The organism is Pseudomonas sp. NC02, assembly GCF_002874965.1.
GTDB lineage: Bacteria > Pseudomonadota > Gammaproteobacteria > Pseudomonadales > Pseudomonadaceae > Aquipseudomonas.
Window position 1 is genome coordinate 2,133,117 of the sequence record NZ_CP025624.1, and the last position, 20,408, is coordinate 2,153,524.

General features: G+C 61.5%; 16 protein-coding genes. 10 read left to right on the top strand and 6 right to left on the bottom strand.

All coding sequences use genetic code 11. The annotated features are described in order from the left end of the window. Window positions 1–101: 101 nt before the first annotated feature. Window positions 102–2,090: a bifunctional tRNA (5-methylaminomethyl-2-thiouridine)(34)-methyltransferase MnmD/FAD-dependent 5-carboxymethylaminomethyl-2-thiouridine(34) oxidoreductase MnmC gene (mnmC, locus tag C0058_RS10015; RefSeq protein WP_102368464.1), complete on the bottom strand. Its 1,989-nt coding sequence runs from the start codon at window positions 2,088–2,090 to the stop codon at window positions 102–104. A gap of 141 nt (window positions 2,091–2,231) precedes the next feature. Here mnmC and pap point away from each other — a divergent pair, with 141 nt between their 5' ends. The 3 genes from pap to C0058_RS10030 all read left to right on the top strand — a co-directional run bounded on the left by pap (window position 2,232) and on the right by C0058_RS10030 (window position 6,180). Beyond that, a complete protein-coding gene (pap, locus tag C0058_RS10020; RefSeq protein WP_102368465.1) occupies window positions 2,232–3,749 on the top strand; it encodes a polyphosphate:AMP phosphotransferase in 1,518 nt (505 codons plus the stop codon). Window positions 3,750–3,851: 102 nt separating this feature from the next. Next, the gene (locus C0058_RS10025; RefSeq protein WP_102368466.1) at window positions 3,852–5,036 is read left to right on the top strand and encodes a thiolase family protein; all 1,185 of its coding nucleotides are present in this window, start codon (window positions 3,852–3,854) and stop codon (window positions 5,034–5,036) included. Window positions 5,037–5,223: 187 nt separating this feature from the next. Beyond that, on the top strand, window positions 5,224–6,180 hold the full coding sequence (locus tag C0058_RS10030; RefSeq protein ID WP_003216745.1) for a DMT family transporter: 957 nt from the start codon (window positions 5,224–5,226) through the stop codon (window positions 6,178–6,180). Here C0058_RS10030 and C0058_RS10035 read toward each other — a convergent pair. After that, complete coding sequence (locus C0058_RS10035) at window positions 6,177–7,565, bottom strand: class II fumarate hydratase (RefSeq protein WP_003216744.1); 1,389 nt, start codon at window positions 7,563–7,565, stop codon at window positions 6,177–6,179. The two genes, C0058_RS10030 and C0058_RS10035, sit on opposite strands and share 4 nt — an antisense overlap. Before the next feature lie 193 nt (window positions 7,566–7,758). Here C0058_RS10035 and C0058_RS10040 point away from each other — a divergent pair, with 193 nt between their 5' ends. The 7 genes from C0058_RS10040 to C0058_RS10070 all read left to right on the top strand — a co-directional run bounded on the left by C0058_RS10040 (window position 7,759) and on the right by C0058_RS10070 (window position 15,627). Next, window positions 7,759–8,277, top strand: a complete 519-nt coding sequence (locus C0058_RS10040; protein WP_003216742.1) for a DUF2059 domain-containing protein — start codon at window positions 7,759–7,761, stop codon at window positions 8,275–8,277. 6 nt (window positions 8,278–8,283) lie between these two features. Continuing rightward, on the top strand, window positions 8,284–8,577 hold the full coding sequence (locus tag C0058_RS10045; protein ID WP_003216739.1) for a BolA family transcriptional regulator: 294 nt from the start codon (window positions 8,284–8,286) through the stop codon (window positions 8,575–8,577). Between the two features lie 274 nt (window positions 8,578–8,851). Continuing rightward, window positions 8,852–9,796: a rhodanese-related sulfurtransferase gene (locus C0058_RS10050; RefSeq protein ID WP_003216738.1), complete on the top strand. Its 945-nt coding sequence runs from the start codon at window positions 8,852–8,854 to the stop codon at window positions 9,794–9,796. 3 nt (window positions 9,797–9,799) lie between these two features. Next, the gene (locus tag C0058_RS10055) at window positions 9,800–10,435 is read left to right on the top strand and encodes a DsbA family protein (protein WP_008433236.1); all 636 of its coding nucleotides are present in this window, start codon (window positions 9,800–9,802) and stop codon (window positions 10,433–10,435) included. After that, window positions 10,428–12,248: an ABC transporter ATP-binding protein gene (locus C0058_RS10060; protein ID WP_003216734.1), complete on the top strand. Its 1,821-nt coding sequence runs from the start codon at window positions 10,428–10,430 to the stop codon at window positions 12,246–12,248. The genes C0058_RS10055 and C0058_RS10060 overlap by 8 nt, the downstream gene beginning before the upstream one ends. Window positions 12,249–12,323: 75 nt before the next feature. Next, on the top strand, window positions 12,324–14,786 hold the full coding sequence (locus C0058_RS10065) for an EAL domain-containing protein (protein WP_087692955.1): 2,463 nt from the start codon (window positions 12,324–12,326) through the stop codon (window positions 14,784–14,786). 79 nt (window positions 14,787–14,865) lie between these two features. Next, a complete protein-coding gene (locus C0058_RS10070; RefSeq protein WP_218166164.1) occupies window positions 14,866–15,627 on the top strand; it encodes a TenA family transcriptional regulator in 762 nt (253 codons plus the stop codon). Window positions 15,628–15,648: 21 nt separating this feature from the next. Here the strand turns inward: C0058_RS10070 and C0058_RS10075 are convergent, their stop codons facing one another. The 4 genes from C0058_RS10075 to C0058_RS10090 form a co-directional block, all read right to left on the bottom strand. Continuing rightward, complete coding sequence (locus C0058_RS10075) at window positions 15,649–16,575, bottom strand: GGDEF domain-containing protein (RefSeq protein WP_102368467.1); 927 nt, start codon at window positions 16,573–16,575, stop codon at window positions 15,649–15,651. A 169-nt stretch (window positions 16,576–16,744) separates the two neighbouring features. After that, window positions 16,745–18,019 carry an MFS transporter gene (locus C0058_RS10080; RefSeq protein ID WP_003216727.1) on the bottom strand — a complete coding sequence of 425 codons (1,275 nt, stop codon included), beginning with the start codon at window positions 18,017–18,019 and terminating at the stop codon, window positions 16,745–16,747. Window positions 18,020–18,206: 187 nt separating this feature from the next. Beyond that, a complete protein-coding gene (locus C0058_RS10085; RefSeq protein ID WP_003216725.1) occupies window positions 18,207–19,361 on the bottom strand; it encodes an acyl-CoA dehydrogenase family protein in 1,155 nt (384 codons plus the stop codon). A gap of 69 nt (window positions 19,362–19,430) precedes the next feature. Beyond that, window positions 19,431–20,288 (bottom strand): IclR family transcriptional regulator, encoded by an 858-nt coding sequence (locus tag C0058_RS10090; RefSeq protein ID WP_008433245.1) that lies wholly within the window; start codon window positions 20,286–20,288, stop codon window positions 19,431–19,433. Window positions 20,289–20,408: the final 120 nt, after the last annotated feature.

Here is a 20,408-nt window from a genome sequence, read left to right on the forward strand (position 1 = left end):
ACGGTGGGTACCCAGAGACTGACCCGGGTAAATTGTGGGAGTTTTAGAACAATACGTTATAAGGCAAAGAGCCTTGACGGGTTGCGAGCCCGTCATGGCCCTCAGGATTTGCCTGGGTTACCGCGGATCAGGGCACGCAGCGCGAACCGATTGGGGTGACAGGCTTCGCTGACACTGCGCGGCAGCGGCAGGGGCTCATTGTCGAGCCAGGCGGCCAGCAGCTCTGCGCAGAGTGGCGCGGTGACCAGCCCCCGTGAGCCATGGCCACTGTTGATATACACGCCGTGCAACCACGGGCACGGCGCATCAGGGACCTGCCGGGCGTCTTTGCCGAGGGCGGCGTAGGTGTGATCAAACGCCTCTCGCTGCGCCAGCGGCCCGACGATCGGCAGGTAGTCCGGGCTGGTGCAACGGAAGGCGGCGCGGCCTTCAAGCTGTTCGGGTGCCAGGCTGTCGGCGCCCAGGCGTTGCAGCAAATCGAGGGAGATTTCCCGCAGCATCTGCAGATTGCCCGCGTGCTCGGCCACCGTGGGCGTAAGGTCATCGCTCTTGAAGTCGAAACTGGCACCGAGGGTGTGCTCGCCCAGGCGTGGCGGGGCGACGTAGCCCTCGGCGCACACCACTGTGGCCAACGCCTGGCTTTGCGCCGTTTGCGGCAGGCGGGTGATTTGCCCGCGGATGCGCTTGAGGGGCAAGTCAGCGCTGAAGTAAAACCGCTTGATCTCGGCGGCGCCGGCCAGCACGACCACACTGGCTTGAGCCAGAACCGTATCGCCCTGCAACGCCTGCCACTGACCGTCGACCTGCTTGAGCTCAAGGGCGTCGTGGTGCTGGAGCACTTCGATCAGCGGTTGCCTGGCTTGCCATTCGCACAGCGCCGGCGGGTGAACCCAGCCGCCCTCGGGGAAGAACAAGCCGCCGTGCTCCAGCGTTATCCCGGCGCGCACCTGTGCCTGCTCTTTATCCAGCAGGTGCAACAGGTCCTGGGCAAAAGCGCCGGCCAGTTGTGCCTGGCGCTCGGCTTCCTTGGCGTTGAAGGCCAGTTGCAGCACGCCGCAGCCATCCCAGTCCACGCCACGTTGCAGGTGTTCCAGCAGGCGCCGCGTGTGGCCGAAACCGCTGAGAATCAACTGCGAAAGTGCCGTGCCATGGGCGGAAAGCTTGAGGTACAACACCCCTTGTGGGTTGCCGGAGGCTTCCTGGGCGAGCGCTGCATGGCGTTCCAGCAAACTGACGCGCCAGCCGCGTGCCGCCAGGCTGGCCGCCGTGGCGCAACCGGCCAGGCCACCACCGATGACCAGTGCATGGCGTTCACCGGAAACCGCAGGTGGGCGCGCAAACCAGGGTTTTGCCGCGGCAGGCGCAGGCGTTTCAGCGGGCCAGCCGAGAAACTCACCCCGCAGGATTTCCCACTTGTGGCCGATGCCGGGGGTGCGCTTCATCTTGAACCCGGCGGCGTTGATCAACCGCCGTACCCAGCCGGTGCTGGTAAAGGTGCTGATGGTCGAGCCCGGCGCCGCCAGCCGCGCCAGTTCGGCGAACAGCTCGGCAGTCCACATGTCGGGGTTCTTGGCCGGGGCGAAACCGTCGAGGAACCAGGCGTCGACTTGCGCGTCCAGTTGCGGCAATTGCTCCAGGGCGTCGCCGATCAGCAACGTCAGGGTGACTCGACCGTTATCCAGTACCAGCCGCTGGAAGCCTTGGTGAATCGCGATGTATTGCGCCAACAGTTGCTCGGCGAACGGTGCCAGTTCCGGCCAGAGGGCGAGGGCGCGCTGCAGGTCGGCGTGGCTCAGCGGGTACTTTTCCACGCTGACAAAATGCAGGCGCGCGCCCGCCACCGCGTGTTGTTCGAACAACTGCCAGGCGCACAAAAAATTCAGGCCGGTGCCGAAGCCCGTCTCACCAATCACCAAGCGCCCGCCCATCGGCAGCGCCGCAAAACGTTCCTGCAAACGGTTCTGTTCGAGGAACACGTAGCGGGTTTCTTCAAGGCCCGACTTGTCGGAGAAGTACACGTCATCGAAGACCCGCGAGTGCGGGCGACCTTGGTCATCCCAGTCAAGCTGGGCGTGGGATACGGGGTTCATGAGCGGCTCGGCAAAGGCAAGGCGGCCATTCTAGCTGATCAACAGGGTTGTCATTGATCCATGGCAAGCCGCTGTGGAATTTCCTGCCACGTGTTGTTGCCCAATCCGCTAGTCTTGATCACTTCTGGAACGGAGCCGCCCATGTTCGAATCTGCCGAAATCGGTCACGCCATCGACAAAGACACCTACGACGCCGAAGTGCCGGCCCTGCGTGAAGCCTTGCTGGAAGTGCAGTACGAACTGCAACAGCAGAAGCGCTTCCCGGTGATCATCCTGATCAATGGCATCGAAGGTGCGGGCAAGGGTGAAACCGTCAAATTGCTGAATGAATGGATGGACCCGCGCCTGATCGAGGTGCGCACCTTCGACCAGCAGACCGACGAAGAACTGGCCCGCCCGCCGGCCTGGCGCTACTGGCGCCAGCTGCCGGCGAAAGGTCGCATGGGGGTCTTTTTTGGTAACTGGTACAGCCAGATGCTGCAGAGTCGCGTCCATGGCGAGATCAAGGATGCGCGGCTCGACCAGGCCATCGCCGGTGCCGAGCGCCTGGAAAAGATGCTGTGTGACGAAGGCGCGCTGATCTTCAAGTTCTGGTTTCACCTCTCCAAGAAGCAAATGAAATCCCGGCTCAAGGCCTTGCAGGACGACCCACTGCACAGCTGGCGCATCAGCCCGCTGGACTGGCAGCAGTCCAAGACCTACGACAAGTTTGTGCATTTTGGTGAGCGGATCCTGCGCCGCACCAGTCGTGACTATGCGCCTTGGTATGTGATCGAGGGTGTCGATGCGCACTACCGCGGGCTGACCGTCGGCAAGATCCTGCTCGAAGGCCTGCAAAACGCCTTGAAAGTGCCCAAGGGTAAAGCCAGCGGCATGAACCCGGCGCCGCTGCCATCGGCGGTTGACCAGATGAGCCTGCTGAACAGCCTGGACATGAGCCTGAGCCTTGAAAAGGACGATTACGAAGAACAACTGATTACCGAGCAGGCACGGTTCTCCGGGCTGATGCGCGACAAACGCATGCGCAAGCACGCGTTGGTGACGGTGTTTGAAGGCAACGACGCGGCGGGCAAGGGTGGGGCCATCCGGCGTGTGGCGGCAGCCCTCGATCCCCGGCAGTACCACATCGTGCCGATCGCCGCGCCCAGTGAAGACGAGCGCGCCCAGCCTTACCTGTGGCGTTTCTGGCAGAAGATTCCGGCGCGGGGCATGTTCACCGTGTTCGACCGCTCCTGGTATGGCCGGGTGCTGGTGGAACGCATCGAAGGCTTCTGCACGCCGACGGACTGGATGCGCGCCTACGGCGAGATCAACGACTTCGAAGAGCAACTGCGCGACGCCGGGGTGATCGTGGTCAAGTTCTGGCTGGCGATCGACAAGCAGACGCAGCTGGAGCGGTTCCAGGCCCGCGAGGAAATCCCGTTCAAACGCTTCAAGATCACCGAGGACGACTGGCGTAACCGCGAGAAGTGGGACGACTACCGGGCGGCGGTGGGTGACATGGTGGACCGCACCAGCACCGAGATTGCGCCGTGGACGCTGGTTGAAGCCAACGACAAGCGCTGGGCGCGGGTGAAGGTACTGCGCACCATCAACCGGGCGCTGGAGGAAGCGTTCGACAAGACCGACAAGCATGACAAGAAGGACAAGAAGAAGTAACGCCATGCTTTTGCATACGCGGGGTGAATGATTGTCGCGGTTGAAGAGGGCGGGATCTATGCTCGATCCATCTCTCAACAACCACAACAATTGAGGTAGCCCATGCGTGAAGTAGTGATCGTCGACAGCGTGCGAACCGGCCTGGCCAAGTCCTTTCGCGGCAAGTTCAACCAGACCCGTCCCGATGACATGGCTGCCCATTGCGTGAACGCGTTGCTGACCCGCAATGGCATCGACCCGGCCACGGTCGAGGATTGCATCGTCGGCGCCGGTTCCAACGAAGGTGCCCAGGGCTACAACATCGGCCGCAATGTGGCGGTGTTGTCGCAACTGGGTACCGGTACGGCGGGCATGACCCTCAACCGTTTCTGTTCCTCGGGGTTGCAGGCGATTGCGATCGCCGCCAACCAGATTGCTTCCGGTTGCAGCGAGATCATCGTGGCCGGTGGGGTCGAGTCCATCAGCCTGACCATGAAGAGCGTCAACACCGATAACCTGATCAATCCGTTGCTCAAGGAACAGGTGCCGGGCATTTACTTTCCCATGGGGCAGACGGCGGAAATCGTTGCGCGGCGGTATCACGTCAGTCGTGAAGAGCAGGATCTGTATGCGCTGCAAAGCCAGCAGCGTACGGCTCAGGCCCAGGCTGACGGGTTGTTCGATGATGAAATCGTGCCGATGGCGGTGAAGTACAGGGTTGAGGACAAGAACACTGGCGCGGTGCAGGTGTTGGAGGGGGTGGTGGATCGGGATGATTGCAATCGTCCGGATACGACGTTGGCCAGTCTTGCGGGATTGAAGCCGGTGTTTGCGGAGGATGGGTCGGTGACGGCGGGGAATTCGTCGCAGTTGTCTGATGGGGCTTCCATGACACTGGTGATGAGCCTGGAAAAAGCGCTGGAACTGGGGCTTAAGCCCAAGGCGTTTTTTCGCGGGTTTACGGTGGCGGGGTGTGAGCCGGATGAGATGGGGATCGGGCCGGTATTTTCGGTGCCCAAGTTGCTCAAGGCCCGTGGGCTGGCGGTGGCGGATATTGATTTGTGGGAGTTGAATGAGGCGTTTGCCTCGCAGTGCCTTTATGCGCGTAATCGGCTGGAAATTGATAACGCCAAGTACAACGTCAACGGTGGGTCGATTTCCATCGGGCATCCGTTTGGGATGACGGGGTCGCGGCAGGTGGGGCATCTGGTGCGTGAGTTGCAGCGGCGCAAGTTGCGTTACGGCATTGTCACTATGTGTGTGGGCGGCGGCATGGGGGCCACCGGCTTGTTCGAAGCCGTACGCTGACTCAGTGTGGGAGTGGCGGTGCGACGATTCGACTTGCTCGCGAATGCGGCGGGGCAGTCGATGAAAATGTTGGCTGATAGACCGCCTTCGCGAGCAAGCCCGCTCCCACATTTGATCAGCACCGTATCCCAATCCGTTCACATCCCCCTAGAATGCACCTCCTCCACCTCAGGCATTCGGGGCACTCATGCACATCTCATCGGGCCGTTGGGTCTACGGTTTATCCCTGGCCCTGCTGACCGCGCTGCTCTGGGGCATTCTGCCGATCAAACTCAAACAGGTCTTGCAGGTGATGGACCCCGTCACCGTCACCTGGTTTCGCCTGGTCGTCTCCGGCAGTTGTCTGTTTATCTATCTCGCCGCCGTAAGGCGCCTGCCCAGCTGGCGTTCCCTCGGACCAAAAGGTGGCTGGCTGGTAGCAATCGCCGTGTGCGGCCTGATGGGTAACTACGTGCTCTACCTGGTCGGCCTCAAACTGCTGAGCCCCGGCACCGCGCAACTGGTGGTACAGGTGGGCCCGATCTTCCTGATGATCGCCAGCGTCTTCGTGTTCAAGGAACGCTTCAGCCTCGGGCAGGGCATGGGCCTGCTGGTGCTGATCATCGGCTTCGGCCTGTTCTTCAACCAGCGCCTGACCGAGTTGTTGACCTCCCTGGGCAGCTACACCGCCGGGGTGCTGACGATTCTCCTGGCCACCACCATCTGGACCTTCTACGCCCTGGGCCAGAAGCAGTTGCTGACGGTATGGAATTCGTTGCAGGTGATGATGGTGATCTACCTGTCCTGCGCGCTCTTGCTGACGCCATGGGCGCACCCGATGGAAGCGCTGCAACTGAGCCCGCTGCAAGGCTGGCTGCTGCTGGCCTGCTGTTTCAATACGCTGATTGCCTACGGCGCATTCGCTGAAGCCCTGGCCCACTGGGAAGCCTCGCGGGTCAGCGCCACCCTGGCGCTGACGCCATTGGTGACCTTCGTCGCGGTGGCGCTGGCCGCCTGGATGTGGCCCGAGTATGTGCACGCCGAAGACATCAATGCCCTCGGCTACGGCGGGGCCGTGTTGGTGGTGCTGGGGTCCGCGACCGTGGCGTTGGCGCCGTCGTTGTTCGCCGGGCTCAGGGCCCGGCGTGCACGATTGGCGTCTTAATGACCGGCTTCCAGCATGTTTTCCGGACGCACCCACTGGTCGAACTCTTCGTCCGTGAGATAGCCCAGCTTCAGCGCCGCTTCCCGTAGGGTCAGCCCTTCGGCATAGGCCTTCTTGGCAATCTCGGCGGACTTGTCGTAGCCGATGTGCGGGTTCAGCGCAGTCACCAGCATCAGGCCACGCTCAAGGTGCGCGGCCATTTGCTCGGCGTCGGGTTCCAGGCCGGCGATGCAGTGCTCCTGGAAGTTGCTGCAACCGTCGGCCAGCAGGCGGATCGATTCCAGCAGGTTGTGGATGATCACCGGCTTGTACACGTTCAACTGCAAGTGGCCCTGGCTGGCGGCGAAGCCAATGGTCACGTCATTGCCCAGCACCTGGCAGGCCAGCATCGACAGCGCTTCGCACTGGGTCGGGTTGACCTTGCCGGGCATGATCGAGCTGCCCGGTTCATTCGCCGGCAACTTGACTTCCGCCAGCCCGGCACGCGGGCCGGAGCCCAGCAGGCGCAGGTCGTTGGCGATTTTCATCAGGGCCACGGCCAGGGTCTTCAAGGCGCCGTGCAGGGTGGTCAACGGCTCATGGCCCGACAGCGCGGCGAATTTGTTCGGTGCGGTGACAAACGGCAGGCCCGACAGCGCGGCCAATTCCGAGGCAATCGCCTCGCCAAAACCGTGGGGTGAATTGAGCCCGGTGCCGACGGCAGTACCACCCTGGGCCAGTTCACACACGGCGGGCAGGGCGCTGCGGATCGCGCGTTCGGCGTAGTCGAGTTGCGCTATAAAGGCCGAGACTTCCTGGCCGAAGGTGATGGGCGTCGCATCCATCATGTGGGTGCGGCCGGTTTTCACCAGCTTCATGTGGCGCGCCGACAACTCTGCCAAACCACCAGACAGTTCACGGATCGCCGGCAACAGCTTCTCGGTGACGGCCTGCACGGCGGCGATGCTCATGGCGGTGGGGAAGCAGTCGTTGGAGCTCTGGGAACGGTTGACGTGGTCGTTGGGATGCACCGGGCTCTTGCCGCCACGGGGCTTGCCCGCCAGCTCGTTGGCACGGCCGGCGATCACTTCGTTGGCGTTCATGTTGCTCTGGGTGCCGCTGCCGGTCTGCCACACCACCAGGGGAAACTGGTCGTCGTGTTCGCCGGCGAGCACTTCGTCAGCGGCCTGTTCGATCAACCGGGCAATGTCGGCGGGCAGGTCGCCATTGCGGTCGTTGACCCGGGCCGCAGCCTTCTTGATCAGGGCCAGGGCGTGCAACACAGCCAGGGGCATGCGCTGGTCGCCGATGGCGAAGTTCACCAGCGAGCGTTGGGTCTGCGCGCCCCAGTAAGCGTCATCCGGGACTTGCACTTCTCCCAGGCTGTCGGTTTCGATACGGCTCATCGGGCACACTCCTTCAGGTTCGTTTGCGCAGTTTAGGCCCTGATCGTCCGGTGGGGTTCCCTTAAAAGACTTTTCATCGGATTAAGCCCCGCAAAACCAGGCCCCACAAGGCGTGGGGTTGAGCCGCGGCGTTTTTTAGGCGCAGAATGGGCGCCCTTGGGGTCTTACCTCGCCTGCTAGAAAAGGAAACTCGATGACTCGTCTTCGTGCCATCTGTACCGCGGTTGCTCTGGTATGTGCCAGCGGCCAGGTTTTTGCCGATACCGCCAGCCACAACGCCAGTGCCGAAGCCTTCCTTACCCTGGCCCATGCCGACAAGCTGGGTACCCCGGTGTACATGCAAGTGCAACAAATGTTCGCCCAGCGTTTCGAGCAGACCAAGGCGCCTGCTTCCAAGCAAACCGTCCTGGACACCTACCAGGCCAAGGCCAACACCGCCCTGGACCAGGCCATCGGCTGGAACAAGCTCAAGCCGGACATGATCAAGCTCTACACCGACAACTTCAGCGAATCCGAGCTCAAGGACCTGGTTGCGTTCTACCAGTCGCCACTGGGCAAGAAAGTCCTGGAGAAAATGCCCCAGCTGACCCAGCAATCGGCCCAGATGACCCAGGCCAAGCTGGAAAGCGCGGTACCTGTGGTGAACAAGCTGCTGGAAGACATGACCAACGAGCTGACGCCAAAAGCCCCGGCCCCGGCCAAGAAGAAGTAAACAGGAATGACCATGCAACAGCGTATCGAATCGGCACTCGTCGCCCTGAGCCCGGAACACTTGAGCGTGCTGGATGAAAGCCATATGCACAGCCGTGGGTTGCAGACCCACTTCAAGGCCGTGCTGGTCAGCCAGCAGTTCGAGGGCCTCAACCGCGTCAAGCGCCACCAGAAGGTCTATGCCACGTTGGGTGACCTGATGAGCGAATTCCATGCGTTGGCGCTGCATACCTACACGCCTGAAGAATGGGCGAAAATCGACGCAGCCCCGGCCTCGCCGACCTGCGCCGGCGGTCACTGACACTGTGGCACATCAGCTTGATGTGGCGAGGGAGCTTGCTCCCGCTGGGCTGCGCAGCAGCCCTTCTGCCAATCACCGCGATCTTTCTGAAGGGTTGCAACTGCCTGGTTGGGGCCGCTCCGCAGCCCAGCGGGAGCAAGCTCCCTCGCCACAGTAAGAGGCGGTCCATAATCGTCGCCATTTTTGTTAGAATCCGCAACGCGCCGCTCAGTCGGCGCGTTTTTTTTGCATCCGGTTCACCCTTTACGAGGGTAGCCACCTGGAGAGAACACCCATGACTCAACCGATTGTCGTGGCGGCACTGTATAAGTTCGTCACCCTCGAAGATTACGTCGCCCTGCGCGAGCCACTGCTGCAGGCGATGGTCGACAACGGCATCAAAGGCACCTTGCTGATCGCCGAAGAAGGCATCAACGGCACCGTTTCCGGCAGCCGCGAAGGCATTGATGGCTTGATGGCCTGGCTCAAGAACGACCCGCGCATGGACGACATCGACCATAAAGAGTCGTACTGCGACGAGCAGCCGTTCTACCGCACCAAGGTCAAGCTCAAGAAAGAAATCGTGACCCTGGGCGTCGAAGGCGTCGACCCGAACAAGAAAGTCGGCACCTACGTCGAGCCGCAGGACTGGAATGCGCTGATCAGCGACCCTGAAGTGCTGCTGATCGATACCCGCAACGACTACGAAGTGTCCATCGGCACCTTTGAAGGCGCGATCGACCCGAAGACCACCAGCTTTCGCGAATTTCCCGACTACATCAAAGCCAACTTCGACCCGGCCAAACACAAGAAAGTCGCCATGTTCTGCACCGGCGGCATTCGTTGCGAAAAGGCCTCGAGCTATATGCTCAGCGAGGGTTTCGACGAGGTGTATCACCTCAAGGGCGGCATCCTGAAGTACCTCGAAGAGGTGCCGCAGGAAGAAACCAAGTGGCAGGGCGACTGCTTTGTGTTCGACAATCGCGTGACCGTGCGCCACGACTTGAGCGAAGGCGACTACGATCAATGTCATGCCTGCCGCACACCGGTCAGCGTCGAGGACCGTGCATCCGAACACTATGTAGCTGGCATCAGTTGCCCGCATTGCTGGGATAAGCTTTCAGAGAAGACCCGTCGCAGCGCGATCGACCGGCAAAAGCAGATTGAACTGGCCAAGGCCCGCAATATGCCGCACCCGATTGGCTACAACTACAAGCAATCCCCATCCTCCGAGGCCTGAGCCATGTCTGCACGCCTGCTCTATGTAATGGATCCGATGTGCTCCTGGTGCTGGGGTTTCGCCCCGGTGGCCAAGGCGCTGGTTGAGCAGGCCCAGGCCGCAGGCGTGGAGCTGCACCTGGTGGTGGGCGGCTTGCGCACCGGCAGTGGCGCGGCGCTGGAGCCGACGACCCGGCGCTATATTCTTGAGCATTGGCAGGCCGTGACCGACGCCACCGGCCAGCCGTTCAAGCGTGAAGGTGCACTGCCTGATGGTTTTGTCTACGACACCGAGCCGGCTTGCCGCGCCGTGGTCACTGCCCGCAGCCTGGCGCCGGATTGCGCCTGGAAACTGCTGGGGCTGATCCAGCAGGCGTTCTACGTCGAAGGGCGCGACGTGACCCGCGCCGACGTATTGGTGGAACTGGCCGAGACCGCCGGCGTGCCGCGTATCGAGTTCGCCGAAGCTTTCGACCGCGCCGACCAGCACGCGGCCACCGCGGCGGATTTCACCTGGGTCCAGGACCTGGGCATCGCCGGTTTCCCGACCTTGCTGGCGGAGCGTAATGGGCAACTGGCGCTGCTGACCAACGGCTATCAGCCGCTGTCCGAATTGGCGCCGCTGCTGAGCCGCTGGCTGGAGCGAGCTGCCTGTGCATGATCAGCCCGATCCCGTTGAGCAACCCAAGCGTGTCGACCGGCTGACCTGGGCGGAAGTCCGCCGCCTGGCGCTGCATCACAAGAAATCCCTGTGGATCGCCAATGGCGTCGCCGTGCTGGCAACCTTGTGCAGCGTGCCGATTCCATTGCTGCTGCCGTTGCTGGTGGACGAAGTGCTGTTGGGCCATGGCGATGCGGCACTGAAGGTGATGAACCACGCATTGCCCCTGGGTTGGCAGAAGGCCGCCGGCTATATCGGCCTGATGCTGCTGGTGACGTTGCTGTTGCGTTGCGGCGCCCTGGTGTTCAACGTGCTGCAGGCGCGGTTGTTTGCGCGGCTGGCCAAGGACATCGTCTATCGCATTCGCGTGCGGCTGATCGAGCGCCTCAAGCGCATTTCCCTCAGCGAATACGAAAGCCTGGGCAGCGGCACGGTGACCACGCACCTGGTCACCGACCTGGACACGGTGGACAAATTCGTCGGCGAGACCCTCAGCCGGTTCCTGGTGGCGATGCTCACCCTGGTAGGCACCTCCGGGATCCTGATGTGGATGCACTGGAAGCTGGCACTGTTGATCCTGCTGTTCAACCCGCTGGTGATCTACGCCACGGTGCAGTTGGGCAAGCGGGTCAAGCACCTGAAGAAGCTGGAAAACGACAGCACATCGCGTTTCACCCAGGCGCTCACCGAAACCCTCGATGCGATCCAGGAAGTGCGTGCCGGCAATCGCCAGGGCTTTTTCCTCGGTCGCCTGGGCCAGCGGGCCCAGGAAGTGCGGGATTTTGCGGTCAATTCCCAGTGGAAAAGCGATGCCTCCAGCCGCGCCAGTGGCTTGCTGTTCCAGTTCGGTATCGACATCTTCCGTGCGGCGGCGATGCTGACGGTGCTGTTTTCCGACCTGTCCATCGGCCAGATGCTCGCGGTGTTCAGTTACCTATGGTTCATGATCAGCCCGGTGGAACAGTTGCTGAACCTGCAATACGCCTACTACGCGGCGGGCGGGGCGCTGACGCGGATCAACGAACTGCTGGCCCGCGCCGATGAACCGCAATACGCGGGCGGTGCCGATCCGTTTACCGGACGCGAGACCGTCGGCATCGAAGTGCGCGGCCTGAATTTCGGCTACGGCGAGGAACTGGTGCTGGACCAGTTGAACCTGAACATCGCCCCGGGTGAAAAAGTCGCGATTGTCGGCGCCAGCGGCGGCGGCAAAAGTACCCTGGTGCAACTGTTGCTGGGGCTGTATACGCCGCAGGCCGGCAGCATTCGCTTCGGTGGTTCGACCCAGCAGGAAATCGGCCTGGAGACGATTCGCGAGAATGTCTCCGTGGTGCTGCAGCACCCGGCACTGTTCAATGATACGGTGCGCGCCAACCTGACCATGGGCCGCGAGCGCAGCGACCAGGCCTGTTGGCAGGCGCTGGAAATTGCCCAGCTGGATGCGACCGTCAAGGCGCTGCCGCTGGGCCTGGACAGCGTGGTCGGACGCTCCGGCGTGCGCTTTTCCGGTGGGCAGCGTCAACGTCTGGCCATTGCACGGATGGTGCTGGCGGAGCCGAAAGTGGTAATACTCGACGAGGCCACCTCGGCCCTGGATGCGGCAACCGAATACAACCTGCACCAGGCGCTGGCGCGGTTTCTCAGTGGCCGTACCACCTTGATCATCGCCCACAGGCTGTCGGCGGTGAAACAGGCGGATCGGGTATTGGTGTTCGATGGCGGCCATATTGCCGAAGATGGCGACCATCAGCAGTTGATTGCTGATGGTGGCTTGTACGCCAAACTTTACGGACACTTGCAACAAGTGCGGTGATTTAGCCTACGCTGAGCTATCAGGAGCGGTTTTCACTCGCGTGCGTATTTTAGTTGTGCATGTGCAAGGGACCTCATGAAGCAAAAGCAGACTCTCGGAACCCCTCGGTTATTGGGCATTGTGTGGCCTTTTATCGCCGTCGTGCTGTTCCAGGCATTGTTAGGCTGCGTCAGTCTCTACGTACTCTCGGCGGTGCGCGGTTATGTGGCGGGCGAAAGCCTGTGGTCCAAGGGCCAGAAAGACGCGATCTTTTACCTGACGCTCTACGCCGACAGCCGCGACGAAGCCACCTACCTCAAATACCAGAACGCGATTGCCGTACCCCAGGGCGGGCATGAGCTGCGGCTGGCCCTGGACCGCCCGACGCCGGACCTGCCTGCCGCGCGCCAGGGCATCCTCAAGGGCGGTAACCACCCTGACGACGTTTCCAGCCTGATCTGGCTGTACCTCAACTTCCGCCATTTCAGTTACCTGGAAAAAGCCATCGAACTGTGGACGGTGGGCGATGGCTACCTTGTGCAACTGGACGACCTGGCCCAGGAGATGCACCGAGCGATCATGGCCAATCAGGTCAGCAGCAGCGACGTACACCGCTGGAAGCAGCGGATCTTCGCGATCAACGACGGGGTGACGCCGGCCGCGAAAGCCTTCAGCGATGCCCTGGGTGAAGGCTCGCGGATGATTCTGCGCCTGCTGCTGGTGACCAACCTGGCCACGGCACTCGGCTTGATCGTGCTGGCGCTGTTGCGCACCCACAAACTGCTGGCCCAGCGGCATGCGTTTGCCGACGCGCTCCAGTTGGAGAAGGAGCGGGCGCAGATCACCCTGGAGTCGATTGGCGACGGAGTGATCACCACCGATGTCGACGGCGCCATTGCGTATATGAACCCGGCTGCCGAAGCCCTGACCCATTGGAAAGCCGCCCAGGCCCAGGGGCTGCCGCTGGCGGCGCTGTTCAACCTGCTGGACGAAAATGCCCAGGCCGACGGCTTTACCCTGATCGAACACATATTGGGCGGCCAGCTCGGTGGGGGCAGCGAGCACTCCAAGCTGATCCAGCGCCTGGATGGCACCACCGTGTCCGTCACCCTGGTGGGCGCGCCGATCCGCAGTGCCGGCAAAGTCGTCGGCGCGGTGCTGGTGTTGCACGACATGACACAGGAACGCCAGTACATCGCCAACCTGTCCTGGCAGGCCACCCACGACGCCTTGACCGGCCTGGCCAACCGCCGCGAGTTCGAGTTCCGCCTGGAGCAGGTGCTGCACAACGTCGGGCGCCAGCAAACCGGGCGCCATGCCTTGATGTTCCTCGACCTGGACCAGTTCAAGCTGGTCAACGACACCTGCGGGCATGCCGCGGGGGATGAACTGTTGCGGCATATCTGCGCGCTCTTGCAGTCCGACCTGCGTGAAGGTGACACCCTGGCCCGGCTGGGGGGCGACGAGTTCGGCATCCTGCTGGAGAACTGCCCGGCGCCGGTGGCGGAAAAAATCGCCGAAAGCCTGCGCCACACCGTGCAGAGCCTGCACTTTGTGTGGAAAGGCAGGCCGTTTGTCACCACCGTGAGCATTGGCCTGGTGCACATCACGCACGCCCCGACCACCCTGGAGACTTCCCTGCGAGCCGCCGACATGGCGTGCTACATGGCCAAGGAAAAGGGCCGCAACCGGGTGCAGGTGTATCACGCCGATGACTCGGAATTGTCCCTGCGCTTTGGCGAGATGGCCTGGGTGCAGCGCCTGCACATGGCGCTGGAAGAGAACCGTTTTTGCCTGTACGCCCAGGAAATCGCGCCCCTTGGGCACACCGAACAGGGTGATGGGCATATCGAAATCCTGCTGCGCCTGCATGACGAGGCGGGGCGGATCATCCTGCCGGACAGTTTTATCCCGGCCGCCGAGCGTTACGGCTTGATGACCTCCCTGGACCGTTGGGTGGTGGAAAACGTGTTCAAGATCATCGCGGGCTGCATGCGTGAGCGCCCGGGCCGGCCCATGGCCATGTGTGCGATCAATCTGTCAGGCACTACCATCGGCGATGAGGACTTTCTTGGGTTCCTGCGTGAGCAATTCATTGCCTATGGCATTCCACCGGAAATGATTTGTTTTGAAATTACAGAAACCAGCGCTATAGCGAATTTGGGTAGTGCGATTCGTTTTATCAACGAGCTCAAAGAGTTAGGGTGCCATTTCTCACTGGATGACTTCTGCGCCGGGATGTCCTCGTTCGCATATCTTAAACATTTACCTGTAGACTTCTTGAAGATCGATGGAAGTTTCGTAAAGGATATGCTGGACGACCCGATTAACCGCGCTATGGTCGAAGTGATCAATCACATCGGTCATGTCATGGGTAAGCGCACAATTGCCGAATTTGTCGAGACACCCCAGATCGAACAAGCCTTGCTTGAGATCGGGGTCGACTACGCTCAGGGATACCTGATCGAGCGACCGCAGTTGTTTACCTTTGATAGTTTGCAGTGTCGACCTGTGCGACCGCAGCCTCTGTTATTCAAGGCGCCTGGCACGTTCCGATGAAACATTTGCTGGTCTGTACATATCACAAATCAAAAGGAGCCCGACAGTGATCGACACATTCAACAGAACCGGCCCGCTTATGGAAGCCTCAAGTTACCCCGCCTGGGCGCAACAGCTGATCCAGGACTGTAGCGAGAGCAAGCGTCGCGTTGTCGAACACGAACTGTACCAGCGCATGCGCGATAACAAGCTCAGCGCCAAGACCATGCGCCACTACCTGATTGGTGGCTGGCCGGTGGTTGAACAGTTTGCGTTGTACATGGCACAGAACCTCACCAAGACCAAATTTGCCCGCCATCCTGGGGAGGACATGGCGCGCCGCTGGCTGATGCGCAATATTCGCGTGGAACTCAACCACGCCGATTATTGGGTGCATTGGGCCCGCGCCCATGGTGTCAGCCTGGAAGAATTGCAGGCACAGGAAGTGCCGCCGGAGCTGCATGCACTGAGCCACTGGTGCTGGCACACCAGCTCGGCCGATTCGCTGATTGTCGCGATTGCCGCCACCAACTACGCCATCGAGGGGGCCACTGGGGAGTGGTCCGCCGTGGTGTGTTCCACCGGCGTCTATGCCGCGGCTTTCCCTGAGGAAGACCGCAAGCGCGCGATGAAGTGGCTGAAGATGCATGCCCAGTACGATGACGCACATCCCTGGGAAGCCCTGGAAATCATCTGCACCCTGGCCGGCATGAACCCGACCAAGGAACTGCAGGTAGAGCTGCGCCAGGCGGTCTGCAAGAGCTACGACTACATGTACCTGTTCCTGGAACGTTGCATGCAGCTGGAAAAGTCGGTGGCCGCCCCCCGCAAACAACCGGCCCTGGTTGCCAGCGAGGCGTAAACGGGGTGATGGCGGGGTAAATTACCCCGCCATTGCCAGCCGATTGCGGCCTTCACGCTTGGCCACATACAAGGCACTGTCCGCCCGGCGCAACAGGCTCTCGGCGGACTCTCCCGCCAGCAAGGTCGAGCAGCCCAGGCTCACCGTCAATTCGATCCGCTCATCATCCGCCCAATAATCCTGGGCCTGTGCCGCCTGGCGCAGGCGCTCGCCGACCATCGATGCCGCGTCCCGGCCGGTGTTGGACAGCAGGATCAGAAACTCTTCCCCGCCAAACCGGAACACCATGTCCACATTGCGCAGCTGGCTCTTGATCGAGGCGGCGACGGCCTTGAGCACCTTGTCGCCCGTGGCATGGCCGTAGCTGTCGTTGATGTGCTTGAAGTGGTCGATGTCCAGCATCAGCAAGGACAGGGGTTGCAGGTGCCGGCGAGCCATGTCGATTTCCCGTTGCAGGGTCTGGTCCATGGCGATGCGGTTACCGGTTTCGGTCAGTGGGTCGCGCAGGGCACTGCGAGTCGCCGCACGGTAGAGCAGGGCATTGCGCATCGGGTAGAGCAAGGTGGCCAGCAGCGATTCCAGGTTGGCCAGTTCGTCTTCGAGAAAGCGTTGGTTGCGCCGAAACACCAGTTCGCCAAGGTGCTCGCCTTCATGGCTGAGGGCATAGCTCACCGAATGATGGCCGCGGTGACCGTACTCCAGGCGCAGGTCGCTGGCTTCGTGGCGGTATTGCAGGGCGTCCAGCGGCACCAGGCGTTGGATCTCGCGGAAGAACAACGCAAGGATATGCTCCGGCTCCAGGCTGGTTTGCAATTGCATGCCCAGTTGCTGGCGAAGTTGCTCAACCGTCGCGGGGCGTCGTGTAAGAAGGGAAGGCTGACCAAAGCCCAGGCGTTGCAATTTGGCGCTGTCGAAGTCAATTGCGTTGGTCTGGGTCGGTGTTTTCATAAGCGAATGAGCCTCTAAGCACAAAACTGTCTTACAGGCTGGGTGAGAGCGTCGTACTGTTCCTTCAGTTCCGTAGGACTGACGTACAGTCTAGCCCGGTTTGTCTAAGGGTATAACTGCCGCACGTCTTATAGCCGGGGCCGCGTCGTCGCGGGCCCCGGGTTAGGGCTTATTGTTTTTGCGGGTCGAACTGCTTGTCGCGGATAAACAGCGCTGGGATCACGCCGCAGATAAAGTACGCGCCGCCCATGACCAGGAATCCCACGCCAATCGAGCCATGGGACGCCAGGAAACCAATGGCTGCCGGTGCCACCGCCGCGCCGATTCGGCCAATGTTGTAGGCGCCGCCCACTGCCGAGCCGCGAAATTTCGCTTCGAAGCTTTCGGTCATGTAGGTCGCATTCACGCCGTAGGGGATGCCGTACAGGAAGCCGAACACAATCAGCATCCACAGGATGTTGTCCGGGCTCTGGAACAGCACGATCACCGGCAGGAAAATCGCCGTGCCCAACGCGCCGACGGCGAACACCAGGCGCCGGCCCAGGCGGTCTGCCGCGAGCCCGGCGAGGATCTTGCCGAAAATCATCGCCGCGTAGGTGCCGACCATGTAGCTGGTCATCGACTTGAAGTTCATCCCCAGCTCGCCTTCCAGGTACGACGGCATCCAGTTGTTCACGCCGTAGTAGCCGAACTGCAGGAAGCCTGCGGTCAGTGCCCAGAGGATAAACATGCGGCTGGCTTTCGGGTCGCTGAAGATCAGCTTGAACATGCCGTCGGGTTTCTTCGCCGACACGCGCTTGATGCCTTCGGCCTTTTCCCGGGCACGTTCGGCCTGGGCCTTGATCCAGGCTTGCGGCTCCGGCACCAGGCGTTGCATCAGTACGGCGAGGATCACCGGGATGATCGCCACGTAGAACAACCAGCGCCAGCCGTGGTTCGGCAGGATCCAGCCGGCGAGCAGGGTGGCGACGATGTAGCCCACCGACCAACCGGCCTGCAAGGTGCCGAGCACGGTGGTGCGATAGCGGGTCGGCACGTATTCGGCCATCAGGGTGTTGCACGCGACATACAGCGCGCCGAGGCCCAGGGACGCGAAGAAACGGGTGCTCGCGAACTGCCAATAGCTGTGGGTCATGCCCAGGATCGCCGTGCCGGCGGAGAACAGCACGATGCTCCAGACCACGGTTTTCACCCGGCCAAAACGGTCACAGGCCCAACCGCCGTAAATCCCGCCGATGGCCATCCCGGCCAGGGTGAAGCTGCCCAGGCTGCCGGCTTCGACGCTGGTCAGGCCGAACTCGGCCTTGAGGCTGCTGAGGCTGTAGGACAGCAGCATCAAGTCGGCACCGTCGATCAGCAGGCCGAGGAAGCAGAAGATGAATACGATGATCCACAGTTTGTTTTGCGCGGGCGACAACGCACCCGCCGAAGCGGCGACTTCCATAGCGATACCTTGTTGTAGTTGTTAGGGCACAAGTTATGGGTGTTGCGGTAATGCGGTTGGAACACGGTCAAAATGTGGGAGCGGGCTTGCTCGCGAAAACGGTGTGTCAGTTAATGCATCCGGTGGCTGATGTACCGCATTCGCGAGCAAGCCCGCTCCCACATGGGTTTTGTGTTGTTCCCGGGGTTCAGTGCTTGGCCTCGCGAATCATGTTGCGGGCGATCACCAATTGCTGGATCTGCGTAGTGCCTTCATACAGGCGGAACAAGCGCACATCGCGATAGAACCGCTCGATGGCGTACTCGCTCACATACCCGGCACCGCCGTGAATCTGCACACAACGGTCGGCCACCCGACCGCACATCTCCGTGGCGAACATTTTCGAGCAGGACGCTTCGGTGCCGATGTTCAGGCCTTCGTCACGCTTGCGCGCAGCGTCCACCACCATGCAGCGGGCGGCGTAGATCTCGGCCTTGCTGTCGGCGAGCATCGCCTGGATCAACTGGAACTCGGCGATCGGCTGGCCGAACTGCTTGCGTTCCAGGGCGTAGTTCAGGGCATCGTTGAGCATGCGCTCGGCGGCCCCGACGCTGACGGCGGCAATGTGCAGGCGGCCCTTGTCGAGCACCTTCATTGCGGTCTTGAACCCCACGCCTTCGACGCCACCGATCAGTTGGTCGGCCGGTACGCGCACGTTGTCGAAAATCACGTCGCAAGTGTGGGCGCCTTTCTGGCCCATCTTGTGGTCGCGCTTGCCCAGAGACAGGCCGGGGGTGTTGCGCTCGACAATGAATGCACTGATGCCGCCCGCGCCCTTGATGTCCGGGTTGGTACGGGCCATCACCGTGTAGATCCCGGCGTGGGGGGCGTTGGTGATAAAGCGCTTGGTGCCGTTGATGACGTAGTGGTCACCGTCGCGCACCGCCGTGGTTTTCAGCGAGGCGGCGTCGGAGCCGGAGTCCGGCTCGGTCAGGCAGAACGAACTGAGCAGTTCACCGCTGGCGAGTTTTGGCAGGTAGTGCTGCTTCTGCGCCTCGGTGCCGTCCAGCAGGATGCCGATGGAGCCGATGCCGTTGTTGGTGCCGAAGTAGGAGCGGAATGCCGGCGAGGTGCGGCCCAGTTCAAAGGCCACATTGACCTCTTCTTCCATGGTCAGCCCGAGGCCGCCGTAGGCTTCGGGCAGGGTCAGGCCAAACAGGCCCAGCTCGCGGAACTGGCTGACGATATCCGCCGGGACGTCATCGGTCTCGGCCAGTTCGTTTTCCCGGGGGATCAGCGCCTCGTTGACGAACTGCTGGAGGGTTTCCAGCAACAGATGAAGCGTTTCGGGGTCTCGGATCATGTGCATTCCTCAGCGGCCCGTTCGGCGGGCCTGTTGTCGTCAATCTGCCGAGGCCTTGCACCGATCTGTCTAGCGGGCGGCGGCCTCGATGTTGTTCACCATGTGCTTGAGACGGGGCCCGATGTCGTCCTCAAGTTTCTCCCGGGAAAGGTGAAAACTCGGTCCGCCACAGTTGAACGTCAGCAGCCCATGTTGTGCATGCAGCAGCGGTACGGCGATGGCGTTTACATCGCGGTGCCACTCACCGATCGACATGCAGTAGCCGAAATCGGTGTAATCCCGGAAGGCACGTTCCAGGCCCTTCCTGATGCCCGGCCAGTCCTCCAGATGACGCTGGCGGATATGGTCGAGGATAAATTCCCGCTCGTTTTCCGGCATCGCTGCCAGGCAGGCGCGGCCTGCGGAACTCAAGTGCAACGGCAACCGTGTGCCGACCTGGCGGCGCATGGTCATGTTGGCTTCACCCTGGACCACGTCCAGGTAAACCATGTCCAGGCGGTCCCGCGTGGCCATCGCCACCGCGGCCTGGGCGTACTTGGCCATCGTCTCCATCAGCGGATGGGCCACGGCCCGCACCGACAGGTTCGACAGCATTGCGTAACCGAATGCCATCACGCCCACATCCAGCTGATACCGGCCTGACTGCGGCAGGTGCTTGAGATAGCCCAAGCGGGTCAGCGTATGGGTCATCCGCGTAATCGTCGGCTTTGGCAGCCCGGTCTTGCGTGCCAGCTCCTGGTTACCCAGCACGCTTTCGCTGGGGGTGAAGCAGCGCAGCAATTCCAGGCCACGGGCCAGGGCGGTGACGAACTGGCGGTCCTTGTCTTCTTCCTCGTCGGCATTCATCGGATCGATCAGCAAGTGCTCGAAGGCGTGGTTGCCGGCAGGTGTTTCGGGTGTGTTCGGGTCCAGGTTTCGACGGCGCATGTTAGTCCCCCTTTTTTTAGAAAATCAACAAAACAAAATTGTATTCCGCACAGCGAAACTAATCAACTTTGCGTGGTGTTGTCTTTTTGTTTAATAAAACTCGTCTAAACAACGAGTTAT

Bases quoted from the DNA above. Each gene is read 5' to 3' on its own strand.
- C0058_RS10045 (WP_003216739.1), top strand. From the start codon at position 8,284: ATGACCATGCAACAGCGTATCGAATCGGCACTCGTCGCCCTGAGCCCG.
- C0058_RS10070 (WP_218166164.1), top strand. From the start codon at position 14,866: ATGGAAGCCTCAAGTTACCCCGCCTGGGCGCAACAGCTGATCCAGGAC.
- C0058_RS10055 (WP_008433236.1), top strand. From the start codon at position 9,800: ATGTCTGCACGCCTGCTCTATGTAATGGATCCGATGTGCTCCTGGTGC.
- C0058_RS10065 (WP_087692955.1), top strand. From the start codon at position 12,324: ATGAAGCAAAAGCAGACTCTCGGAACCCCTCGGTTATTGGGCATTGTG.
- C0058_RS10075 (WP_102368467.1), bottom strand. From the start codon at position 16,575: ATGAAAACACCGACCCAGACCAACGCAATTGACTTCGACAGCGCCAAA.
- C0058_RS10050 (WP_003216738.1), top strand. From the start codon at position 8,852: ATGACTCAACCGATTGTCGTGGCGGCACTGTATAAGTTCGTCACCCTC.
- C0058_RS10030 (WP_003216745.1), top strand. From the start codon at position 5,224: ATGCACATCTCATCGGGCCGTTGGGTCTACGGTTTATCCCTGGCCCTG.
- C0058_RS10035 (WP_003216744.1), bottom strand. From the start codon at position 7,565: ATGAGCCGTATCGAAACCGACAGCCTGGGAGAAGTGCAAGTCCCGGAT.
- C0058_RS10025 (WP_102368466.1), top strand. From the start codon at position 3,852: ATGCGTGAAGTAGTGATCGTCGACAGCGTGCGAACCGGCCTGGCCAAG.
- C0058_RS10085 (WP_003216725.1), bottom strand. From the start codon at position 19,361: ATGATCCGAGACCCCGAAACGCTTCATCTGTTGCTGGAAACCCTCCAG.
- C0058_RS10040 (WP_003216742.1), top strand. From the start codon at position 7,759: ATGACTCGTCTTCGTGCCATCTGTACCGCGGTTGCTCTGGTATGTGCC.
- pap (WP_102368465.1), top strand. From the start codon at position 2,232: ATGTTCGAATCTGCCGAAATCGGTCACGCCATCGACAAAGACACCTAC.
- C0058_RS10080 (WP_003216727.1), bottom strand. From the start codon at position 18,019: ATGGAAGTCGCCGCTTCGGCGGGTGCGTTGTCGCCCGCGCAAAACAAA.
- mnmC (WP_102368464.1), bottom strand. From the start codon at position 2,090: ATGAACCCCGTATCCCACGCCCAGCTTGACTGGGATGACCAAGGTCGC.
- C0058_RS10090 (WP_008433245.1), bottom strand. From the start codon at position 20,288: ATGCGCCGTCGAAACCTGGACCCGAACACACCCGAAACACCTGCCGGC.